Source organism: Chryseobacterium gambrini (assembly GCF_027920505.1).
Taxonomy (GTDB): Bacteria; Bacteroidota; Bacteroidia; order Flavobacteriales; family Weeksellaceae; genus Chryseobacterium; species Chryseobacterium gambrini.
Genome location: NZ_CP115857.1, coordinates 4316605 through 4340936, shown reverse-complemented (window position 1 = coordinate 4340936; position 24332 = coordinate 4316605). Strand labels below are relative to the sequence as shown.

The following is a 24332-nucleotide window of genomic DNA, read 5'->3' as shown; positions in this document are numbered from 1 at the left end:
ACAACTTCAAAATAAAAAATCAAAGATTTTTAAACTAATGGGTTCTTTTACGTATAAAGAATTTAATCTTAAGCTGCGAATATGTTATAATCTTTTGTGACTTTGTGGTTAAATAAAATTCATGCTTTTTCGTGTAAAAATTTGTGTTTAAACAAAATTTTCAGGATTCGACAAAATTCCCGATTTTTGCAACTTCAAAATACGATATGTCATACTTAATCAAAGAAATAGAAAAAAGAAAAACCTTCGGAATTATCTCTCACCCCGATGCCGGAAAAACCACTCTTACGGAAAAGCTTTTGCTTTTCGGGGGTGCAATTCAGGAAGCGGGTGCGGTAAAATCCAACAAAATAAAAAAGGGAGCGACCTCCGATTTCATGGAAATTGAAAGACAGAGAGGAATCTCCGTGGCAACTTCGGTACTGGCTTTTGAATACAGAAACCACAAAATCAACATTCTGGATACTCCCGGTCACAAGGATTTTGCAGAAGATACGTACAGAACTTTAACGGCGGTTGATTCTGTAATCGTAGTAATCGACGTTGCAAAAGGGGTTGAGGAACAGACGGAAAAGCTTGTTCAGGTTTGTAGAATGAGAAATATTCCGATGCTGGTTTTCATTAATAAGCTTGACCGTGAAGGTAAGGATGCTTTCGATTTGCTGGATGAGGTGGAACAGAAGTTAGGATTAACGGTTTGTCCGCTTTCTTTGCCAATCGGGATGGGAGCTGACTTTCAGGGAATTTACAATATCTGGGAAAACAATATCCAGTTGTTTTTGGAAGAGAAGAAACAGAAGGTGGGTGAAGCGATAAAGTTTGACAATATTAATGATCCTTCAATTGATGAAGTGATTGGCGAAAAAGCTGCCGCTACTTTAAGAGAGGAACTGGATCTGGTTCAGTCGGTTTATCCTGAATTCAACCGTGAAGATTATATGAAGGGGGATTTGCAGCCTGTTTTCTTTGGTTCGGCTTTGAATAATTTCGGGGTTCGTGAGTTGCTGGATGCTTTTATTGATATTGCACCGATGCCACAACCGAAGGAAAGTGATACGCGTATTGTAAAGCCGGAAGAAAATGGTTTTACAGGATTCGTTTTCAAGATCCACGCGAACATGGATCCGAAGCACAGGGACAGACTGGCTTTCGTGAAAATTGTTTCGGGAACTTTCAAGAGAAATGAAAATTATCTTTTGGTAAGAGAGGGCAAAAAAATGAAGTTCTCTTCACCAAATGCTTTCTTCGCGGATAAAAAAGAGGTGGTTGATGAAAGTTTCCCGGGAGATATTGTAGGTCTTCATGATACGGGAAGTTTCAGAATCGGAGATACCTTAACAGGCGGCGAAAAACTGAATTTCAAAGGAATTCCGAGCTTCTCTCCTGAACATTTCAGATATATTAACAACAACGATCCGTTGAAAGCAAAACAACTGGCAAAAGGGATCGATCAGTTGATGGATGAAGGGGTTGCACAGTTATTTACCCTTGAAATGAACGGCAGAAAGATCATCGGAACAGTGGGTGCGCTTCAGTATGAGGTTATCCAGTATCGTCTGGAGCATGAATATGGGGCAAAATGTACTTACGAACCTCTTTCTATGCACAAAGCGTGTTGGGTGGAAGCGGATGAAAAGTCAGACGAATTCAAGGAATTTGCAAGACTGAAACAGAGATTTTTGGCGAGAGATAAATACAACCAGTTGGTTTTCCTTGCCGATTCTTCTTTCACGATTCATATGACGCAGGAGAAGTTCCCGAATGTGAAACTGCATTTCATCAGTGAGTTTAAGAATGCTTAATTGAAATAAATCAGCTTTAAATAGATAATCCGCGGAAGTTTTTCTGCGGATTTTTTTATGGAATTAAATGAAACTTTTATACGTGAAGTATCTTGAGGGTATCTGAGATTTTTCGACTTTACTTTGTTTCGTTCAAAATGACAGTGCTGAAAATTAAATTCAGATAAGATTTAATTAAGAAAAAAAAACCAAAGATTAAAAAAAACTTTGTAAAACAGGTTTTTTTTATTTTACAAAATGCTAAAATTCAACCCCTTATCAATTTACATAAGCAAAACAATTCCTTTACAATCTTTACAAAAACTTCCCTCCTAATTTTACCTCATCGAAAAAATTAATGTTATGAAAAAGTTCATCTTACTCGTTGCTGTATCAAGCACGTTTATCATGTGTAAAAAAGGAGAAGCGGCAACATCTAAAATTGAAGATGCAGTGCAATCAGCAGACAGTACGATTTCTGCGACCTCTGAAAAAATTAATGACGTAAGCGAAAAAGCCAATGCTGCACTGGATTCTGCCAATGTAAAAATCAAAGATTTTGAAAATGCTAAAAATGAAGTGAAAGACAAAATTGAAAATACTTCCAAAATGGTAGATTCTTTATCTGAGAAAATTTCTTCCGTAAAACTGGAATCGAAAAACGAGAAAAAGGATTCGGCTAAAAAAGAAGAAAAAATTGTGGTGAATGTTCCGGCTCCGAAAGTGATTAAAGAAACCAAAATCGTTTATAAAGACAAACCGAAGAATGAAAATTACGAACTGAATGTTCTGAAAAATAAAATGGTAAAATCGGGTTATTTAACCATGAATGCAGACAATGCGGAAACTGTAAGGGAAGTTATAAGACAGGAAACGGTTAGAAACAACGGTGCTGTGACAAAAGAAGAGCTCACTTATGTTGCAGCAGAACCTTCCGATGACAGATCTTCGGAAATGGCGGATCAAAAAGCATATTATCTTCAGATTAAAGTTCCTCTGCAAAATTTTGATCAACTGATGGATGATTTAAGCAGCAATATCGGCAATATTGAAAGTAAAAACATAGAAGTAAAAGGAAATGACTATTATAACAATACGCTTTGTGAGATCAGGATCTCTCTTTTGGATAACGCTCATAAAGCTCCGGAAACTTTTGGTGAGAAATCGTTAGCCGCCGTTTCCTCAGGATGGAGTGTCATTACTTCTATTTTCCTGTTTATTCTGCCGCTTTGGCCGTTGCTTTTAATTGCCGGAATCGGATATTATTTTTATAAAAAGAGGGGTAAAAACACAACCAATCATGATGCCCATTAATTTCGAAAGTCCATCCTTTGTGATGGATTTTTATTTTAATATTATTTTAATGGGATAAATTGATTTTTAACCGATGTTATTGATATTTTTGATAAGTCTTTAAGAAAGGAAAAAAGCTTGTAAAATTTAACTTTAGCCTCAAATTTCCATCAAAAAGATAAATAAAGCAGACAAAAAATTTTATATATTATATTTTGTGGTTCGTGTGAATGTAAAAAGGCTTCCAAATGCGGAAGCCTTTTACTATTTCATGTATAATTAAGCAATTACTTTGCAATGCTTCTTGAAATAACGATCTTCTGGATTTCAGAAGTTCCTTCGTAGATCTGAGTGATTTTGGCATCTCTCATCATTCTTTCTACGTGATATTCTTTCACATATCCGTATCCACCGTGGATCTGTACAGCTTCAATCGTAGTATCCATTGCCACCTGAGAAGCGTATAATTTTGCCATTGCTCCGCTTTCAGAAATATCTTTTCCAGCATCTTTTTCTACAGCCGCCTTGAAGCAAAGCATTCTTGCCGCTGTGATCTGAGTTGCCATATCTGCCAGTTTAAATGCAATCGCCTGATGATTGATGATTTCTGTTTTAAACGCTTTTCTTGTTTTGGCATATTTCAAAGCCAGTTCGTACGCTCCGGAAGCAATTCCTAAAGCCTGAGAAGCAATCCCGATTCTACCACCGTTCAGAACAGCCATCGCGAAATTGAATCCGAAACCGTCTTCCCCGATTCTGTTTTCCTTCGGTACTTTTACGTTATTGAAGATCAAAGAATGCGTATCGCTTCCTCTGATTCCCAGTTTATCTTCTTTCGGACCGATCTCGAAACCTTCCCAACCTCTTTCTACGATGAAAGCGTTGATTCCTTTATGTTTTTTCTCAGGATCTGTCTGTGCAATTACAATATAGTAAGATGCTGTTCCACCGTTTGTGATCCAGTTTTTGATCCCGTTTAAAAGGTAATAATCTCCTTTATCTTCCGCAGTTGTTTTCTGGGAAGTTGCATCAGAACCTGCTTCAGGCTCAGACAAAGCAAAAGCTCCGATTACCTGTCCGCTTGCCAAAGGTGTAAGATATTTTACTTTCTGCTCTTCAGAAGCAAATTTCTCAAGACCTGCACAAACCAATGAGTTGTTTACAGACATTACCACAGCCGCAGAAGCATCTATTTTTGCAATTTCTTCCATTGCAAGAACGTAAGAAACGCTGTCCATTCCGGCACCGCCGTATTTAGGATCCACCATCATCCCCATAAGTCCCATTTCCCCCATTTTCTTTACCTGTTCTGCAGGAAACTTCTGGTCGCGGTCTCTTTCGATTACTTCCGGTAAAAGCTCGCTTTGCGCAAAATCTCTTGCTGCCTGCTGAATCATCAGCTGTTCTTCTGATAAATTAAAGTCCATAACATTGAATAATTAGATGGTCGCTAATTTACACTTTTTGGGCAAATCTGAAAATAGAATCATAAATTAGATAAAAACAACGAAATATCTCAATTTTTAAATTTTCATCATATATATATTAAGTTTGAATTATTAAATATATTATGGCATACATTTTATTAATTTCTAAATAATCACTTCCAATTTCCACAATTAAAAAAAATGCTTATATTTAAAATCCTTTAACAATTACTTAAAAAATCATGACAATCAAAAGATTATTTGATATTCCTCAATATGCATTGAAAATGTATCCGAAGTCGGATATGTTTGTAACCAAATACCATGGTGAATGGAAGAAAACTTCCACGCAAGAGTTTATCAATGAAGCCAATAAGATATCAAGAGGACTTTTAAAACTTGGCATTAAACCCGGTGACAAAATCGCTTTAATCACCACTAATTCCCGAACAGAATGGGCGATTATGGATCTCGGACTTTCGCAGATCGGGGTGGTTTCTGTTCCCGTTTATCCGAGTATTTCTCCCGAAGATTATGAATTTATCTTTACCAATGCAGAAATTAAGTACTGTTTTGTGTCTGATAAGGATCTTTTGAACAAGGTAGTAAAAGTAAAACATAACATTCCTTCATTACAGGGCGTTTTTACTTTCGATAATATTACAGGCGCTGCCAACTGGAAAGAAATTCTGGATCTTGGCGAAGATGATTCTACGCAGATTGAAGTGGAAGATCTTTCAAATGCCATTAATTCAGAAGATCTGGCAACGATTATTTACACTTCGGGAACAACAGGAAAACCGAAAGGAGTAATGCTGACTCATCATAATATCGTTTCCAACGTGTTGGGTTCGATCCCGAGAATTCCTAAAAAGAAAAGTCTGGATTATAAAGATACAAGGGTTCTGAGTTTCCTTCCGATCTGTCATATTTTTGAAAGAATGCTTTTCTATCTTTTCCAGTACAACGGTTTTTCGATTTATTTCGCGGAAAGCATCGAAAAGATGGGAGAAAACGTAAAAGAAGTAAAACCTCATTACATGAGCGTGGTACCGAGACTTGTGGAAAAAGTGTATGATAAAATCTACGCCACAGGTTCTTCCGCGGGAGGACTGAAACAGAAAATCTTTTTCTGGGCACTGGATCTGATTTCTAAAAAGAAAAGTGTTTCAAAACCATCCGGATTAAAGGAAATTATTGCCGACAAACTGGTGTTTAAAAAGTGGAGAGAAGGTTTAGGCGGTGAAATCATTACCTTGGTTTCCGGTTCTGCAGCTTTATCTACAAGACTGAATTTAATGTTCCAGAATGCAGGAATTCCTATTCTGGAAGGATACGGATTAACGGAAACTTCGCCTGTAATTTCGGTAAATTCTTTCAGCAAAATGAAAATCGGAACCGTAGGTTTACCTCTTGACAATCTGAGTGTTAAAATTCAGGCAGATGGAGAAATTACGGTAAAAGGTCCTTCTATTTTTAAAGGCTATTTTAAAAATGAAGAAATGACGAAAGAAGTTTTCACAGAAGACGGATATTTCAGAACAGGAGACATCGGACATATCGACAGTGACGGATTTTTACAGATCACCGACCGTAAAAAGGAGATGTTCAAGACTTCGGGAGGAAAATATATTGCGCCGCAGACCATAGAAAATTTAGCAAAAGCTTCAAAGTTTATCGAGCAGATCATGGTTGTCGGAGACGGCGAAAAAATGCCTTGCGCATTGGTACAGCCAGATTTTGAATTTGCAAAAAGCTGGGCATCCAGAAACAATCTGAATGTAGGTTCCACTCCACAGGAAATTGCCAAAAGTCCGGAATTAAAAGAAAGAATTAAAAAAGAGATTGACGATATCAACCAACATTTAGGAAACTGGGAACAGATCAAAAAAATTGAGCTTACCCCGGAAATCTGGAGCATTGATGCCGGTCTTTTAACGCCGACTTTAAAGCTTAAAAGAAAAGCGATTAAAGAGAAATTCATCGATCTTTACAATAAGATGTATGAGCATAAGGAATAAATTCTCATCGAAAATAAAGAAAAACAAAATTAACCGATTCATTATTTTTGGATCGGTAATTTTATTTTCATCCTGTGAAAAACATACCGACAACACAAAGATATCTTCCAAAAAAGATTCTGCTCAAATTGTTTCTGATATACCAAAAATTAAGGGAATCAGCGGAACGGAACTTATGGATTATGTGAAATCTTCACCAATCATCAAGCCAAACCAGAACAACGGAATTCCTTTCAGTACGCTTGATTATGACAAAATTATAGCATACGATTTCAGAGGTGATGAAGAAATGTACGATGCACCGATTGATAAACAGGGAAACTTCATTCCCATCATAGAAAAACAGCAATTTCTGTCACAGGAACAGGCTGATAAAATTTTAAAGGCTTTAGCGAAAAAATCCAGTTATGGAGAAGCTTCCGCAGCGTGTTTTAATCCGCATCTAGGCTTAGTGTTTTTTAAGGACAATAAAAAAATCAACCAGATGAGTATTTGTCTGGATTGCAACGGCTCCATTTCAGAAATTGATATTCCGGCTCGACGTCACAGGGTTTTCAACAAAGGAACTGATGACGAATATTCTTTTACCGGTTTTACGCCCAAAGGAAAAGCAGCCATTATTGCGCTTTGTAAGGAACTTAAATTTTATTATAAATCTGAAACAAATACTGAGACAAAAAAATAAGGCAGAAAAATTATATTTTATTTTTTAACACAAATTGCTCGAATATTTTCACGAATGGCTCTATTATTTTCTTAATTATTAAGTTTATTTCTATTAATATTTTCTGGTTTTCTTATATTGAATACACATTAATATATATTAGTAAAATTGTGCTATCTGCGAAACATTTGCGCAATTAGTGTTTAAAGCCAAAAAAAAGCTGTTCCAAATTTGAAACAGCTTTATATCTTTAAAATCGTAAGTAATTAAAATTTAATTACAGATTTCATTCTTTCGTTTTCTTCCATTACCAACTCGTCGTCAACAAGGATTTTTCCTGAATGCTCATCGATGATAATTTTCTTTCTCTGAGCAATTTCCATCTGCTTTTGCGGCGGAATGGTGAAGAATGATCCTTTTGGAGCGCCTCTTTCCAATCCTACAACAGCAAGACCGTTTGGAGAGTTTGTTCTGATTCTGTTGTATGAAGCCAATAATCTCTCATCAATTTTTTCAGAGAATTCTTTTGATTTCTCGATAAGATATTCTTCTTCTTTCTGAGTTTCAGAGATAAGACCTTCCAATTCTTCTTTCTTGAATTTCAGGTGATTTTTAAGCTCATCAATTTTTGAGTTCAATTCGCTTAACGTTTCGTTTTTGTGACCTATTTTAGCACCGAATTCTTTAATTCTCTTCTCTGCAAGCTGGATTTCAAGCTCCTGATATTCAATCTCCTTACCTAATGCTTCAAACTCTTTATTGTTTCTTACATTATCCTGCTGAGATTTGTATTTTTCAATTAAAGTTTTTGCATGGTTTATTACTTCATGCTTTGTTTTGATCTGGTCGTCCTGATCTTTGATTTCTGCATGAAATTTTTCAGCTCTTTTTTCAAGACCTTCGATTTCAATCTCAAGATCCTCTACTTCGATTGGCAATTCTCCTCTTGTATTTCGGATTTCGTCCAATCTAGAATCAATGATCTGCAAATCGTATAAAGCTCTTAACTTCTCTTCAACTGAAATATCGTTGGTTTTTGCCATATTTTAAATGAAATAATTTACCGGGTTTGTTTTCTCAATAGATTTTGAGATTGCAAATGTACTAAATTTTTGTGACAATATTTCAAATAATTGTTGAGTTACAAATTGTTCTGATTCAAAATGCCCGATATCACAAATCATCATTTTCGAATCGGCAAGGAAAAAATCGTGATATTTTACATCTCCCGTAAGATAAGCATCACATTTTTTGGAAATTGCAGACCGGATGCCGCTTGCTCCGGAACCACCCAGAACTCCTACTCTTTTAATTTTTTTATTATTGAAATCCGAATGACGGATCATCTCCAGACTGAATTTATCCTTTACAAATTTCAGAAAATCTTTTTCATCCATCGGCTCATCAAGATCACCATACATTCCCAATCCTGAATAATGGTTGGTATTTTCAAGGCTGTAAATCTGGTGGGCAACTTCCTCATACGGATGTGCCGTTTTCATTGCATTAACGATCTGTCCCTGCTTATAATCCTCAAAAATCACAGAAATCATGTCTTCGTCTGCATTTTCACGAATATTTTGCTGTCCCGAAAACGGATTTGAACCCTCAATCGGCCGGAACGTTCCATTCCCGTTGATTTTGAAACTGCATTCGTCATAAAACCCGATATTTCCTGCACCTGCCGAAAATAAAGCTTCCTTTACTTTTTCAGAATAATCTTTCGGAACGAAAACCGTAAGCTGTTTCAGATTATTTTTTTTAGGCTGAAGAATTTTTATGTTTTTTAATCCCAACTGATCGCAGATTCCGCGGTTTACCCCAAAAAAATCATTATCGAAAGCGGTATGAATGGCGTAGATGGCAATTTTATTCTCAATAGCTTTTAAAACGGCTCTTTCCACATAGTTTTTCCCTGTTAAAGATTTCAGTCCAGAAAAAATGATGGGATGAAAACATACAATCAAATTACAGTTTTTTTCAATGGCTTCATCCACAATATTTTCCAGCGCGTCATGGCATACCAGAATTCCGGAGACATTTCTGTCGAGAACACCACACAGCAAACCTACATTATCAAAATCTTCTGCCTGTTGCAAAGGAATTCTTTCTTCTATTTTGGCAATTACCTTACTTATTGTCATTTTATGATCTATGTTTGGTACGAAAATAGGGATAATTTGTTAATTTTAAAAAAACATCGAAAAATGGAAAAAGAGCACAATCTTATTCCCGAAGATGCTCTCTGGAAAAGACACCTTTATCGCATCATATACCGCTCTGACACAAAGCTCGGAAAGCTTTTTGACATAATTCTGCTGTCGTTGATTCTCATCAGTACTGCTATTATTATGATGGAAAGTGTTCCGAAGCTCGATAAAAGGTTTCATTACACGTTCATTATTATGGAATGGATTATTTCCATATTCTTTTCTGCGGAATATTTTTCGAGGATTGCCGTTATAAAAAATAAACGAAATTATATTTTCAGTTTTTTCGGAATTATCGATTTTCTGGCATTAATTCCTTTTTATCTGAGCTTTATTTTTCCTGTCACCAAATATTTCCTGATTTTCAGAATGCTGAGAATGCTGAGAGTTTTCAGGGTTTTCAATTTAATGGACTTCATGAATGACGGTTCTGTAATTGTGAGGGCATTAAAAAACAGCTCAAGAAAAATTTATATTTTCCTTTTATTTTTAATTATTTTCTCCGTAATTGTCGGCTCACTGATGTTTATGGTGGAAGGCGGAAGACAGGGGTTTGAAACTATTCCACAGGCGATTTACTGGGCGGTTGTTACTGTTACAACGGTTGGTTATGGCGACGTTTCCCCGATTACTCCGATGGGAAAATTTTTTGCTGTTGTTTTAATGCTTGCTTATTATTCCATTATTGCTGTTCCTACCGGAATTGTAACTGCCGAAATGAGAAACAAAAGACAGAATCTGGAAAAAGTATGCGACAGATGCGGAAATGAAGATATTGATGATGATGCAAGATACTGCAAACAGTGTGGCAAGAAATTAGCTTAGTAATATACATACTCAATCTATTAACGAAACACCACAACAATCATGGAACCTAAAAAGAAAAATAAACCAAACAGCTTAGTTATTATCCTTTTCTCGATGATCGCACTTATGATAGTGATTTACTTTATCCTTGTCATGTTTTTCCCTGCTATTTTTGATAGCATGACCACAGGTGAAATTCAACCTGTTCCCAATAAATAAAGTTTTTTTCATTTAAAATAACAAAGGCGATCTTTACAGACCGCCTTTTATGATGTTTAAAAATTCACTTTATTTTTTAATTGTTTTTAATACCTGCTTAGAGCCGTCTTTCATATCCAGCATCAGCAGATACATTCCCTGTTTCAGTTCTCCCAAATGAATCTCTGAATTAGGATTTTCGATAACTCTTATCAGTCTTCCGGAAACGTCTGTTACAGAAACCGATCTTACCTGAGCAGCATCAGAAATATTAATAACATCGCTGAAAGGATTTGGGAATACTTTCAAGGTATTTTTATTGGATGCCACTTCGGAAGTTCCTAAACTGTTTTTTGAAATATTAATGGTAAATGCTCCTTCCGGCTCATCCGACCATCCACTGTAATGACCGACATTTACGTAATAGGTGTTTCCTGAAAGTGTAGGAATAGAAACTGTTTCAGCACCACCCTGTCCTCCATTATCCACTGTATTTTCACAGTTCAATGCAGAACAATTTCCACTATACACCCCGATCTGAGGATCAAAATCACTTCCTGCAGGCATCGTTACATTAATATTAAATGTACTTCCGTCTCCTACAAAAGTAAACCAGGTACCATCATTCATTTCATTAGAACATACGCTTACAATTCCCGAGTTATTGGTAGCTCCCGCTCCGTCGTTTTGCGCGTAAGTATAAGGGAAAGCAGCAGCAGATAATGCTCCAGAACAAGCATCATTTGCCGGTGGCGGAGGGAAAGTTCCTACACAAATATTAAAGCTTTGGTTGCTTCCTGCCCCATAATAACTGTACACTCTCACCAGATATGTTTCTCCTACCGTAAGACCTGATACAACTCCTGAAGGCGGATCTGAACACAGAATGCTTGATAATGCTCCACAACCTCCGCTGAATACCTGAAAATAAGTATCCGTGTCTCCTGCCGTACTTCCTACTGAGGCAATATTAAGAAGAGAAATTTTATGAGTCGCCGCCGTGGCTACAAATTTAAACCAAACATCATCATCTGCTTCTCCATAGCATGGACTTGGAGCAGTTCCTGAATCTGTTGCTCCTATTGTATATCCTGCAGTTACTGTTCCGCAGTTCAAATCTGGGTTTACAGGCAATGTAATCGCTGTTACACATTCATCATTAGCCGGCGGCGGCGGTGAGGTAGTAAACATCTGCTCTGTACATCCTGAAGATTCTCCTCCCGAACCTACTGCCACGATTTTAACGTAATGGGTAGTATTCGGAGCCAATGCAGCTGAAGGCGTATAACTATTGGTTGCTACAGAAACCTGATTCGCCACATTTGTTCCTCCTGAAGAAGTTCCGATCGAAACTTTATAGCTTGTTGCTCCTGCTGTATTGTTCCATGTGATGGTAGGAGTTAAAGGGATAAAAGTAGAATTATTTCCCGGATAGGTAACTACCGGACACGCAGGAATAGGATTAGGAGCCAGTCCCTGAATGGTAACAACGGATTTATAATTTACAAGATTTCCTGCAGGCGGTGAAGCCGGATCCGGATCTGTGTAATCATTTTTATAATAAAGAGTAGAATTTTGTGCTCCGCTGTACACATACATTGCCTCATCATAGTCATTATTATCGTAACCCGCAGAGTTTTCCTCTGCTGCAATAACCAGATTGGATGTATTGTTATAAGCGAAAGGCGTTGGAAAAACAATTTCGATCACTCCATTGTTATTACTCACTGTTCCTGAAAAAACCTGCGTTAACTGAGCTGCTGGAATCCAGTCTGAGTCTGTACTGAAGGATGTTTTATTGGTAAGTCCCAAATACACCACCCATTGTGAAGAGCTTGAAATGGACATTGCAGGATCTATGTAGAACTTCAGTCCTGTAATGTTTCCTGCTGCGCTGGCGTTAATTTCCTGCTTTGTGAAAATCTGCTGCACGTACGAATAACCGTAGTAGGTACTGATTGGAGCTACTCCAACATCAGTGCTTCCTGAACCCAAAGTAATCTGAGCGGAAAAAGTCATACTTAAAAACAATAAGCATGAAAGTAAAAATTTTGTCATAAACTATCTATATTTTGTTGATTAGATACTAATTTAACAATAATATTTCAATTTTAATATTAAATTTAAATTTAATTAACAAAAAAAATAGCGACTAAAGATTAGTCGCTATTATCATTTATGAAACGTATTAAAAATTATTTCTTAATCGTTTTTATCGTTTGCTTAGAACCATCTTTCATTTCCAGAGTAACTAAATACATTCCTTGTTTCAATTCTCCTAAATGAAGTTCTGAAGTAGGATTTGCAATAGTTTTTACCAATCTTCCCGCGATATCTGTAACCAATACATTTTTAACATTCGCTACATCGGAAATATTCAATACATCTGAGAATGGATTAGGATAAACTTTGATATTGTTTTTAGCATCTTTCACTTCATTTGTTGCTAAAACCAATGATGCATCATAAGCAGATACCTTGAATTGACCAACTGTTGATGAAGAATAATTCCAAATACCAATCTTTAATGTAGATCCCGGAGTTAATCCTGTAAGAGATACTAAAGAGAAGTTACCGTCTGTTGAGCTGTCATCATCACAACCAATTTGCGTAAGTGCTCCACAGCTTCCACTGTACACTCCTAAAACAGTATCCGTAACATTAGAACCAGAAACAGACTGAGTTTCAATTGTAATATTTCCACTTGCAGGAACTACTACAGAATACCACACATCTCTGTAACCAGTAGTCTGGCAAGAATGCGTAGCCGTAGCATCAGAGGTTTCTGTAGCACCAGCGTTAGTTGCTGTTAAAGCATTCTGTGCAAAAGTACCACCAGCTGTTAAAGCAACTGCACCAGAACAGTCATCATTTGCAGGAGGTACAGCTAAAGTTGTAAATGTTACAGGAACCCAAATAGACTGATCTGCAGCACTACAATTAGATCTTACCCAGAAATAATAAGTTGTAGAAGGTGTTAAGTTAGGTAATGTAGTTGTTGCAGCAGTTAAACCAGAAGCTGTAGGAGTTGTAGAACTGGTTGGAGCTGTATTGGTTGTACTGTAATACACATCATAACCATTCGCAGGTACAGGATTTGGTGCCGTCCAATTGACAACTGCTGAATTGTAAGTTAAAGTTGCTGAAGGCACTGTAACAGCTGAAGGTTCAGAACATGTAGGAGTAACCACAATACTAATATCATCTACATACAGGTTATATTGGTTAGCAGCCGAATAAGCATTGAAACCAAAATAATAAACACCTGAAGCCGTCGGAGTAAAATCTACAAAGTTACTTGCGGATGTTGCGGTATTAATATTTGGATGATCAGCCAAAGCATTTGTCATACTAGCATTATTTGCCGATGTACCATACGCAACCTTTAGTTTTTCAGCATAAGTTGTACTGTTATTTCCATATGTATACTTAATTCTGTAAGAAACACCCGCAGTTAAGTTGATCCCCTGAGTATAGAACCATGCATTTGCATCGTTACTAAAATTATACAGATAAGTAAGCGCTTTAGTAGTAAATCCATAAGCACCAGGAGAACTTGTAGTCCAGTTATTACCAGTACCCGCATTTTCTAAAGAAGTACAAGAAGGTAATGCAGGTGTTGTTACACTTTCAAAATCCTGAGTATAAGGAACGTTTGTAGCTGTACATGCCGTTGTGAAACTTACAGGACCTGCCCAAGAACTTGTAGAACCTGAACCACAATTAGAACGAACCCATACATAATAAGTTGTGTTAGCCGTAAGACCAGACAAATTGTAAGTTGTAACTCCGGCTGCAACATTAGCGGTTGGCGTAGTAGTAGCGGTAGGCGCTGTGTTGGTTGTGCTGTAATAAATGTTATATCCGTTTGCAGGAGCAGGATTTGGAGCTGTCCATGAAACGGTAGCACCTGAAGCTGTAATTGCGGATGAAGTAAGCACTGTTGGCTCAGTACATGCAGGAGTTAATTCTAATTTAAAATCATCAAACCCCATATAATATGGTGCAGTAGATGTTACAAATGCCTTGATACCAAATGTATAAACGCCTGAAGTAGTTGGCACATATGTTACGGTTACTTTGGTATAATTGGTACTATTTGAACCACCCGTTGCTGTTTGTGTTGAAGTAAGGAATGTGTTAAGACTAGTTGCTCCTGTAGAAGATTGAGCATTATTTACCAATACCTCATTCTGCCATCCCGTCAATCCATCTCCAACCCAATAGAATGAAAAATCGTATGATTGACCAGCGGTTAGATTAAATGAAGGTGTCCATAAATATGCTGCCGTAGTAGGATAATAAATAGTCATATAGTTAGGAGCAGATCTAGGATCATTATAAGTATTTCCAGATGCCGTTTGACTCGTAAACAGATAAGAAGAACTTAAACCTCCACTTGTTGCCCAACAGCTTGGTGTAATTCCGTTTCCAACTGCTGCCATGCTATCAAAATTTTCAGTCCATGGGAAAGTTGATATCGCTGCCGCAGGAGCAGATACAGCAATAGGAGTTGAATTGGTCGTTATTCCGGAACCTGAACATGTAACAGCACAATAAAAGGAATTAGCTGCACTTACAGTTGTTGTATATGTAGATGTTGTTGCTCCTGCAATTGCTCCTGCACTATCGTACCATTGATAACTAACCCCTGATCCAACCGTAGAATTCTGCAGACTCAGCGTCGTAGAATACGGGGAAGAACACGGTGTACTTGTTGCCGTTGCTAATGTATTCCCAGGATTAGGAGCACCAGAGCAAGCTGTAGCAGTATAAGTTAACTGTGTCTGATATCTTCTGGTTTGAGTGGTATAACTAGTATTCGTTCCTGCAATTGCAGTTGAAGCACTCGTTCCCATCGCCTGAGCAGAAGTAGTAGTATCATACAGCCATTGGAAGGCACCTCCCGTAAATGGAGTTACCGGAGTACCTGATGGAACCCAGTCAATATATACTTCAATAGCACCTCCTGAATAATTGAAAGTGTTTGATGTATTATTATTGAAAGTTACCCAACCTGCGGCTGCAGGAAAATTAGTAGTACTATTTATCGTAGCACTATAAAATAAAGTTGCCCCTCCAACCATAGTACTCCAGGCAGTACCACTGGCTAAAGCAGTAGCAGAGCTATTTTTAAGATAGACATTCAATGTCCATGCATTACTGCCCGACACATTAAACGCCGTACTCTTATAATAGGCGATACTGTTAATGGTTGCTCCGGGAACAACAGATGCACCACTCAAATCCGCTGCCGTAAGCAACTGTATAGATTTTGAATGATGAAATGAACTCGTACCACTGGAACGATAGATAGGATCGCCATTTGTACCAGCCGATGCTGTACTGGCTCCCGAACCTATTGTTACTGTGGTTTGCGCCATGATGCCTGCATAGAGGAACATCAAACACATCAGTAAAAGTTTTTTCATGCGTAAAAAATAAAATTAGGTGATGTAAATGTAAAAATAAATTTTAATTTAATTAACCAAAACTTTATAAATAATTCATATTTAATACTAAAACAAATCATTATCAAACTAATTATTAAACAATCATTTGAATAGTTAAATAAATAATAATTTTAAAACTAAACATAATGAACTGTTTATCAAAAAGTTAATAATTAGTAACAATAATTAATTTACAACAATTAACATAATAATTTATTTTCGAATAACTTATAAATTTTTAATAAAAAATAGCGACTAATAAATTAGCCGCTATTATTCTCTATTAATTATAAATAATTAAATTTATTTTTTAATTGCTTTAATAGTTTGTTTAGAACCATCCTTCATTTCAAGCGTCACTAAATACATTCCTTGTTTCAACTCTCCCAAATGAAGTTCTGAAATAGGATTTGCAATAGTTTTCACCAATCTTCCCGCGATATCTGTAACCAATACATTTTTAACATTCGCTATATTTGAAATGTTTAATACATCTGCAAATGGATTAGGATATACTTTGATGTAATTCTTGGTATCTTTTAATTCATTTGTTGCAAGTATTGTAGATTCTTTTAAGCTGATATCATCCAATAATAGATTATCATAGAAGTATCCATTACCCGCTACATCTTTATCTACCACAAATCTTACCTGTACAGTCTTACCAATATATGCAGCTGGCAAGACTAAAGATACTGTTCTCCAAGTCGGTGCATTGGACGTGTCTGCAAAAATAGTTTCCCAAGTAGAAGAATTAACATCCTTGATATCAACCGTAAGTTTATTATTGTCATAAGCCGGCTGGCTGGTAGGGTTTACTCCCGTCCCATGATTCTTAAACCATCTGAACTCCAACGCAGGATTTGTTAATCCAGTTAAATTAACCATTGGTGTCATTAATGTCACATCATGAACTCCTGTGTATGGGCTGGACGCATCCACATAAGCAAACTGTCCTGCAGTATTATTCTGCCCCGCAGCACTATAAGTTGTACCATAGTCCTGAGTAGAACTACCAAATTGCCAAAGTGCATAACTTGTGTTATTTGTGCTTGATGTAGACCAACAATTCGGAGCAGCTCCTGAATTAAAGTTTTCAGTAAACGGTGCTGAGAAAGAGCTACATAAAGTTGTGAATACTGCAGAGCTTGACCACTGACTTAAATCTGAAGCACTACATTTTGATCTTACCCATACATAGTAGGTTGTAGCTGCAGAAAGACTTCCTAAATTCTGAGACGTTGTCATAACCCCAGTAATAGTAGGAACTGTTGCACCAGTAGGAGCAGTGTTTGACGTACTATAGTATATTTCATATCCATTAGCTGGTGCTGTCGCAGGAGAAGTCCATGCCAATGTTGCTCCTGAACTTGTAATTGCAGATGTACTTAAACCTGTAGGAACATCACATGTAGGAATAGATTCTACGATAAAATTATCTACAAAGAAATCATAATCAGGAGCATCATCTACTGTTCCATCACTTCCATACATTGCAAAAATTACATTATTCCCATTATAGGCTGTTAAATTAAGAGTATATGTATTTAAAGTGTTACCAGGAGCATTAGAAGCATTCCAAGTCTGAAGAACCGTCCATGTAGTTCCACCGTCAGTTGATACTACAAACTGTATAACATCGTCAGACCCCATAGCACTTGAAGTCGTAACACCATATGCTGTTAAACCATAATCAAATTTAACTCTATACCCCCCTGCAGACAAATTAAACGCCGGAGAAATCAACCAACCATTTCTAGCAGTTGAATACAGATTTATTCTTGCTGCACCTGTAGAACCGGAATTTAAGAATCCATCTTCTATCCAGTAGTTGGTAGTACCTGTTCCAGGTCCTGTTGCTGGTGATCCTCCATTTAAACGAGACCAGCATGCTCCAGGGAATGTAGAGAAATTATTTGTGTAACTTGGAGTATAAGCACCACAAACTGTCGTAAAGTTTCTTATAGTACATGAAGAAGAAATCGTCCCTCCATTATAAGCGTTTACCGTATAATAGTAAGTTGTAGAAGTATTTAGTGCCGTACTTAATGTATAAGTAGTAACATTTCCTACATCTACATTATTCAAAACATCAGTTCCTCCGGAAGTTGTTCCCATAGATATTTTATAACCTGTAGCGCCGGTAGTAGCTGCCCAAGTAATTGTAGGTGTTGTAGAAACTCCCGTTGCAGCAGCTGCAGGAGCACTTACAGAAGGACAACTAATGTTTGCCGTAGTAAAAGATCTTTCGGTGCATCCGGTAGCACTTCCTATTGAATTTTTAGGTATTACAGTAAGATAATATTGCTGATTGAAGTTGAGAGGTGTACCTGAGGGCACTGTATAAGTAGTAACATTTCCTACATCTACTCCATTCATAACATCTGTACCTCCAGGACTTGTTCCTAAATTAATCACATAACTCGTAGCGCCATTTTGTCCTAAAACACCAGCCCACGTAAAAGTAGGAGTTACAGAAACACCAGTAGCATTGGCAGCAGGAGCAGAAATTGTAGTACATGCAGGAGCTGCAACAGCGGGAGGGAATGTAACATCAAATCCAATCACAGGTCTTCTGTAGTTCGAACTGGTAAGTGTTGCCGTAAAAGCACTGGATGTATTTAAGTATTTAGTTGTATTATTGTTTGTTGTAGAAATACAGGTTGTTCCATATTCATAATCCCACGTAATACTTGAAGAAGGAGCAGTTGTTTGAGTGTACTCTAGATATATTGCTAAATTACTTCCGGAAGTATAAGAAAAATTAGTTGTATGAGCAAACTGCTTAAATCCAGCAGCAGAACCAACAGTCGCAGCAGGATCTGAATCGTAAACCAATGTAGCAGTTGAAATTTCAGTAGCCCAGTCCGGAGAAGCAGAACCAAAATCAGTCGCCGTAGTAAGCTTCAGATAAATTTTAAAATTGGTACCTGCAGGAAGAGAACCGGAAGTAGCAATCCTTCTGAAATAAGTTCCGGTAATTGTTCCTCCGTTTATAGCTGCGAGTTGTGAAGCAGGAAGAATAAAAGCAGTCCTGTTTTTGTTATTAGTTGTGGTAGTACTGTTCATTGGTCCGTACGTATTAGATCCAATCCCTGTTGAACAGGTCGTGACAGTAAAATTTTGTCCCTCATAGCTTTGATATACAAACAAGCACATCAAAAGCAAGAACAGAAAATTGAGCTTTTTCATTTTTTTAGCAAATTAAAATTAGGTACTGTAAAAGTATAAATAATTTTTAACCTAATTAACCAAAATTTCACAAATATTTAATATTTAACAACAAAACAAATAATTTAATACATTATTATTAAACAATCATTTAAATACTTACAATAATCACAATAAAAAATTACCTGTAAAAAGCTGCTTATCAGACAGTTAAAAATTACTCCCAAATAATTGATTTACAACAGCATACAACTTAACATAAAAAAATATAGACTACCCTTTTGAGACAGTCTATACAAATAGTATACATTAGCGTTATTTATATAAATAATGTTCTGTTAAAATTTATTAAACAGTATATAAAGAAAATTATACAAGAATTAAGTCGCACAATTGTACATCTTGATTTTCTCTCATCATTTTTACCGCAATATATTCCCTCAAGCGTTTTATCTTCGGCTGTTCCCGAAAACACATTCCTTTGGGCGAAACGATTTCGGAACTCTCCGAAAATGTTTTCCTTTTGGCGGAATATACTCGGCGAATTCCGAAAGTTTGCTCCCTTAGGCGGGACGGCTTCGGCTGTTCCCGACAGCTCCCTCCCTTCGGCGGTGGCTCTAGGAAGGCGTTTGCGGAGATTCTTGTTTCTGATCTTCTCCCCCGCTTTCTTCCGTACTGCTGTATTTGGTAACGGCAAGATTATATTGGTTTACCAGACTGCTGAGCTTTGCCATTAACTGATCGTATTCTGCATTCGGGGTAAGCAGGGCATGAGCTTCTATATGCTGCTTCAGTGTTCGGTAAGCTTCCGTAGATGCTGTTCTGGCGTTAGCTAATACACCTGTTTCTACTTCGGACAGCTGCACAGTACGGGCAATGTACCTGTTGTTAAAATTCTGGTTGGAAGTTTTCAGCTCGTCTACCCAAGCAGTAAGTTGAAGCTGGGAGATTTTATCGCTGTGCTTTTCTTCCCATTCTGCTACGATGCTGTTAATAGTGGCAGTTTCCAACTGATACCGAAGCTTGTAGATACGATCCCCAAAACGGTTAAGGATATCTAAAAGTGCAAAGGCATTGTTCTTGGTCACCGGATCGAAATGGTACTGCCATGCTTCCAGCATCATCTTGATCCCAATAACAGCGTTATCTCTCTGCGTATCCAAAGCCTGAATTTCCGGTGTAATATCACTCCCTGTATAGGGCATATAGGCATTATTAAAACTTTCTGCCGCGGTTTGCAGGGCTGTTCTCTGAATCCCTATATTTAATTGGTCGGCAGTGGTTTGAGGTAAAAGTTCCAGTACATTGTTTACGAATTGCAGAAAATCTCCGTTACGGTATTTTTCCAGATTGGCGGTTGTAATCATTGTGTTATTTTAAAATTTTAAAGGGCTAATTTATAAAAAAATTGAAAGCGTTTTTCTGTTCAGGTATATTTTACGAAAAAAATTTTAGACAACTTCAAAATTTGGGCTGTGATAAGGTTTTCATAGTAAAGAATTTTCATGAAACATTTATCAAAAAACAGAGGCTATCCATTGGGACAGCCTCTATAATTCATGCTCAGAGTATGGTTAATAAAATTTACTTTTTAATTGCTTTGAAAGTCTTTTTAGATCCATCCTTCATATCTAAAGTAATTAAATACATTCCCTGCTTTAATTCATTTAGCTTAACTGATGATTCAGGATTAGCAATGGTTTTAATTAACCTTCCTGCAATATCTGTTACATAAACGGCTTTCACATTAGAAATATCAGATACATTCAAAATATCCGTAAAAGGATTTGGATATACTTTAATTTCGTCCTTCGTACCGGATAATTCGTTTGTGGCAAGCGGAGCGGTTACAATGAATGAATAATCAATAATTTCCCCCCTTGAGAAACCTAAACAAGGATCCGTTGGTGCGCTGTTGTTGTAATTGATCAAAACCCTCATTCTGTAAGTTCCTACAGATGTATTTGCAGGGATGGTAAGTGTTGCACCGCTTGTGGTTGTAGTATAATTTGTTGTTGCATACAGTTTTTCGGAAGCATCAAAAACATTATTCTGATTTAAATCTACCCAGACAGCAACCCCAACCGTAGGACCTCCCGCAGTTATAGAAATAGGAATAACCGTATTGGAAGAAGATTTCGCAATTGAAATATTATTTGAGCTCATCAGATTTTTATATCCAAAAGTTGCTGCACTGTTCGCTGTTGCAGAACTGTATGCCATATTGGTATTGGCAGTAGTGGATGTAAATGAGCTGATCCATGAATTCTGATTGGAAGTTGCCGGAGTACAGTAATTGCTTGTATAGAATCTTGTTCCGCCTTCCCATGCACTGTTATCAGTCGCAGTACATTTAGCTCTTGCCCATACGTAGTAGAATGTATCACTGGTTAATCCTGTCAGGTTAGCAGTTGTACCCGTTCCACTTGTACTTACAGAATTTGAAGCATTTAAAACAGTTGTTGCTGTCGGTGCTGTATTGGTGGTGCTGTAATAGACATCATACCCTACTCCAACCGTAGAAGAAGGTGCCGTCCAGCTAATCGCAGCTCCGTTAGCTGAAGTGGATGCTACGGTAATTAATGTCGGATTATCGCAGCTTGGAATAGGCTGAATATTAATATCATCAATTCCAATACCTCTGTAAGTTCCTCCTACACCGTGTCTGAACGCAAGATACTGATCTGTTCCCGCCGGAATATTTACCGTATACTGAGCCATAGTTGATGTTAAAGTAACCGCACTGATCTGCGTAAAAGTAGAAGCATCAGCAGGATTGCTTAACGTTCCTACTTGAAGCGTATAACCTGCAGCCCCTCCGACAGCCATGAAACGAACTCTGTTTGCTCCGTTTGAAAGGGGGGTAATTTGTGGGGAAACCAACATTCCTCCCGCTGTAGTAGCTGTATCATTATATAAATAATAACCATTTGGTGCAGAAGAATTATATGATGTATTTACATAGCCATATCCCGCCCAAGATGATGGCTCCAAATATCTCCAGCAGGTAGGCGCATTTGTATTGCTGCTGCTTCCTGTAGATGTGGTGTCGAAATTTTCAAATACCGGAAGAGATGTTACAGCCGGGCACACAGTTGTAAAGCTTCTCTCTGTACAGTTTAAAGAGTTTTGAGTTGCCGTATATGCTCCTACAGACCAATAATACACTGTACTGTAATTAAGAGAAGTTGGCAATGTGTATGTAGTTACATTTCCTACATCAAAATTATTAAGGACATCATTTCCGCCCGGCGTTGTTCCTATTCTCAGTTTATAGCCTGTAACTGCAGAAGAGGAAGAAGCAGTCCATGTAAAGGTAGGTGTCAGCGGAACATTTATAGCAGATGCTGCAGGTGCAGATTGTGCAGGACAGATAGAAAGTGTGGTAAATGTTCTTTCTGTACATCCTGTAGATGAAATCGTAGCGTTATAGGAATTAACCGTATAATAATATTTTGTGTTATAAGTTAATTCTGTTGGTAAAGTATACGTTGATACGTTTCCTACATTCAAATTATTTAAAACATCTGTTCCTCCTGAAGTTGTCCCCACAGATATTCTGTATCCTGTAGCTTCCGGATTTGCCGTCCATGTAAATGCAGGCGTTACGGAAACTCCTGTTGCCGCCGAAGAAGGCGCAGAAACTGTAGGACAGAAGGTTTTCGTCGTAAAAGAAGATCCTGAAACCCATGCACTCTGATCTGAAGCAGAACAACGGGATCTTACCCAAACATAATAAGTTGTACTCGGCGTTAAATTGGCTATCGTATAGGTTAAACCTGTTGCACCGACAACATTGGGCGTTGTTGCAGCAGTAGGCGCTGTATTGGTCGTGCTGTAATAAATATCAAATGCCGGTGCAGGATTTGCCATCACCCAGTTTACCGGAGCTGTTGTAGACGTAGTTGTTCCGGGAGTTACAGAATCCGGGAACATACAAGGAATTACCGAAATATTTACATTATCAACATAAATATCGTTGCTTCCATTGTCTCCTGTAGCCATAAATCTTACAATCGCGGTCGGACTGCTCGTTCCCAAGTCTGCATATTTGGTAGCCCATGAAGCAGAAATCCCCTGAGTAGAACCTACCTGACTGAAGGTGTTTCCGCCATCTGTAGAAACCAGTACTTTTAAAACATCAGTTCCTGAAGTATTCTGATAGTCGTAAGACAACAGCCTCGATCCTGTTCCTGAGGATAAATTGATATACAAATCCATATATCCTGAAGCATTGATCGTATTGTACGAATGGAATCTTGCGGTAGGAGCTATACCCGGTGCAGCAACGGCTATATTTCCGCCTACGCTTGTCCATCCTGTTGTACTTGCGTAACCACTTACTGCAATATCACTCGCTCTCCATGAGTTATCCCCTCTCGAAGGCCATGTTCTCCAATAGTTGGCATTGGGAAGATCTCCTATGGAATTTCCGTTTTCCCACGTACTGAAACTTTCAGTAAAAGGAATAGAAGCATAATTTACAGGAGGTGCAATCCATGTTCCCGGAGAATAAGTAAAGGTAAGACCGGAAGCAGGTACAGTTGTTGCGTTGGCAGTTCCTAAAGTAACGGAATCTGTACTGCTGGTTCCTATAGAAGTTGCCGTCCAGTCTGTTCCTACCCTGTTATTGGTATCGGAAGCTTCCGATCCTCTTATTCCGACCTGTCCCGTTAAGACCGCAGTACCGGAAACACAATTTCCGTAGACAATGCTTACACTATTAGAGGTTAAATCAAACTGGATCTGAAAATTAAGAAGCTGTCCAGCAGATGCAGCACTTCCCTGAAGGTCTTTAAACTGTACAATAAATTTAGAGCCAACTGTTTCGTAGGAAATCTCAGAAGTGGCTGTATTGGCATTTTTCAGATTGACTGCAAAATAAGCAAATGCTCCCTCATAAGGAGTCGTGGTATCTGTAGAAAGCCCTGTGTAAGTAGCTGCCAAAGCAGGAGTTCCAAGGGTTACAAAACCATTATTGCTAAGGTATACAGTGTTATAAGATTTACCATTAAATTTAAAAGCTGATGGTAAATTAATTGCAGCTGAAACAGCATCCGTCGCTAAGGTTGCTCCCGACTGCCATACCGTTCTGCTTGCTGAAAGTGGTGTGTAGGTTCCCGAGGTCTGCGTAAATCCGTAGCCGTTGTTGGTATTCGGATTGGTCGCCTGAGGCGGCCCCACCTGTGCAAACGTTGCCGATCCTAAGGCAAGCAAACACGTGAGTAGAATTTTCTTCATATATCAATAAAATTAAGGGCGGTAAAAATATAAAAATTATTCATTAAATATTATAAAAAATATCAA

Annotated in this window: 13 protein-coding genes; 5 read left to right on the top strand and 8 right to left on the bottom strand. The window is 37.7% G+C overall.

Going from position 1 to position 24332, the window contains the following annotated elements:
- Positions 1-206: 206 nt before the first annotated feature.
- Both PFY09_RS20020 and PFY09_RS20015 read left to right on the top strand, forming a co-directional pair.
- Positions 207-1802 (top strand): peptide chain release factor 3, encoded by a 1596-nt coding sequence (locus PFY09_RS20020; protein WP_271160866.1) that lies wholly within the window; start codon positions 207-209, stop codon positions 1800-1802.
- 342 nt (positions 1803-2144) lie between these two features.
- Positions 2145-3095 (top strand): DUF4349 domain-containing protein, encoded by a 951-nt coding sequence (locus tag PFY09_RS20015; RefSeq protein WP_271160865.1) that lies wholly within the window; start codon positions 2145-2147, stop codon positions 3093-3095.
- Between the two features lie 266 nt (positions 3096-3361).
- Here PFY09_RS20015 and PFY09_RS20010 read toward each other — a convergent pair whose 3' ends face one another.
- Positions 3362-4501, bottom strand: a complete 1140-nt coding sequence (locus tag PFY09_RS20010) for an acyl-CoA dehydrogenase family protein (protein WP_076392514.1) — start codon at positions 4499-4501, stop codon at positions 3362-3364.
- Positions 4502-4743: 242 nt separating this feature from the next.
- Between PFY09_RS20010 and PFY09_RS20005 the strand changes: the two genes are divergently transcribed.
- Both PFY09_RS20005 and PFY09_RS20000 read left to right on the top strand, forming a co-directional pair.
- Positions 4744-6522 (top strand): AMP-dependent synthetase/ligase, encoded by a 1779-nt coding sequence (locus PFY09_RS20005; protein WP_271160864.1) that lies wholly within the window; start codon positions 4744-4746, stop codon positions 6520-6522.
- Positions 6506-7207: a hypothetical protein gene (locus PFY09_RS20000; RefSeq protein ID WP_271160863.1), complete on the top strand. Its 702-nt coding sequence runs from the start codon at positions 6506-6508 to the stop codon at positions 7205-7207. The genes PFY09_RS20005 and PFY09_RS20000 overlap by 17 nt, the downstream gene beginning before the upstream one ends.
- A gap of 245 nt (positions 7208-7452) precedes the next feature.
- On the opposite strand, the gene PFY09_RS19995 is transcribed toward PFY09_RS20000, so the two are convergent.
- The gene (locus tag PFY09_RS19995; RefSeq protein WP_076392508.1) at positions 7453-8229 is read right to left on the bottom strand and encodes a zinc ribbon domain-containing protein; all 777 of its coding nucleotides are present in this window, start codon (positions 8227-8229) and stop codon (positions 7453-7455) included.
- Positions 8230-8232: 3 nt separating this feature from the next.
- Complete coding sequence (locus PFY09_RS19990; RefSeq protein ID WP_271160862.1) at positions 8233-9330, bottom strand: Nif3-like dinuclear metal center hexameric protein; 1098 nt, start codon at positions 9328-9330, stop codon at positions 8233-8235.
- A gap of 63 nt (positions 9331-9393) precedes the next feature.
- Between PFY09_RS19990 and PFY09_RS19985 the strand changes: the two genes are divergently transcribed.
- Entirely contained in the window at positions 9394-10221 is an 828-nt protein-coding gene (locus tag PFY09_RS19985) for an ion transporter (RefSeq protein WP_271160861.1), read from the top strand.
- Positions 10222-10491: 270 nt separating this feature from the next.
- Here the strand turns inward: PFY09_RS19985 and PFY09_RS19980 are convergent, their stop codons facing one another.
- From PFY09_RS19980 to PFY09_RS19960, 5 genes are all read right to left on the bottom strand, one after another.
- The gene (locus PFY09_RS19980; RefSeq protein WP_271160860.1) at positions 10492-12459 is read right to left on the bottom strand and encodes a T9SS type A sorting domain-containing protein; all 1968 of its coding nucleotides are present in this window, start codon (positions 12457-12459) and stop codon (positions 10492-10494) included.
- A gap of 137 nt (positions 12460-12596) precedes the next feature.
- Entirely contained in the window at positions 12597-15833 is a 3237-nt protein-coding gene (locus PFY09_RS19975; protein ID WP_271160859.1) for a fibronectin type III domain-containing protein, read from the bottom strand.
- 324 nt (positions 15834-16157) lie between these two features.
- Positions 16158-19046, bottom strand: a complete 2889-nt coding sequence (locus tag PFY09_RS19970; RefSeq protein ID WP_271160858.1) for a fibronectin type III domain-containing protein — start codon at positions 19044-19046, stop codon at positions 16158-16160.
- Between the two features lie 596 nt (positions 19047-19642).
- The gene (locus PFY09_RS19965) at positions 19643-20392 is read right to left on the bottom strand and encodes a DUF6261 family protein (RefSeq protein WP_271160857.1); all 750 of its coding nucleotides are present in this window, start codon (positions 20390-20392) and stop codon (positions 19643-19645) included.
- 217 nt (positions 20393-20609) lie between these two features.
- Entirely contained in the window at positions 20610-24266 is a 3657-nt protein-coding gene (locus PFY09_RS19960) for a GEVED domain-containing protein (RefSeq protein ID WP_271160856.1), read from the bottom strand.
- Positions 24267-24332 lie beyond the last annotated feature (66 nt).

Coding starts and splice junctions, on each gene's coding strand:
- PFY09_RS20020 (WP_271160866.1), top strand. CDS start 207: ATGTCATACTTAATCAAAGAAATAGAAAAAAGAAAAACCTTCGGAATT.
- PFY09_RS20015 (WP_271160865.1), top strand. CDS start 2,145: ATGAAAAAGTTCATCTTACTCGTTGCTGTATCAAGCACGTTTATCATG.
- PFY09_RS20010 (WP_076392514.1), bottom strand. CDS start 4,501: ATGGACTTTAATTTATCAGAAGAACAGCTGATGATTCAGCAGGCAGCA.
- PFY09_RS20005 (WP_271160864.1), top strand. CDS start 4,744: ATGACAATCAAAAGATTATTTGATATTCCTCAATATGCATTGAAAATG.
- PFY09_RS20000 (WP_271160863.1), top strand. CDS start 6,506: ATGAGCATAAGGAATAAATTCTCATCGAAAATAAAGAAAAACAAAATT.
- PFY09_RS19995 (WP_076392508.1), bottom strand. CDS start 8,229: ATGGCAAAAACCAACGATATTTCAGTTGAAGAGAAGTTAAGAGCTTTA.
- PFY09_RS19990 (WP_271160862.1), bottom strand. CDS start 9,330: ATGACAATAAGTAAGGTAATTGCCAAAATAGAAGAAAGAATTCCTTTG.
- PFY09_RS19985 (WP_271160861.1), top strand. CDS start 9,394: ATGGAAAAAGAGCACAATCTTATTCCCGAAGATGCTCTCTGGAAAAGA.
- PFY09_RS19980 (WP_271160860.1), bottom strand. CDS start 12,459: ATGACAAAATTTTTACTTTCATGCTTATTGTTTTTAAGTATGACTTTT.
- PFY09_RS19975 (WP_271160859.1), bottom strand. CDS start 15,833: ATGAAAAAACTTTTACTGATGTGTTTGATGTTCCTCTATGCAGGCATC.
- PFY09_RS19970 (WP_271160858.1), bottom strand. CDS start 19,046: ATGAAAAAGCTCAATTTTCTGTTCTTGCTTTTGATGTGCTTGTTTGTA.
- PFY09_RS19965 (WP_271160857.1), bottom strand. CDS start 20,392: ATGATTACAACCGCCAATCTGGAAAAATACCGTAACGGAGATTTTCTG.
- PFY09_RS19960 (WP_271160856.1), bottom strand. CDS start 24,266: ATGAAGAAAATTCTACTCACGTGTTTGCTTGCCTTAGGATCGGCAACG.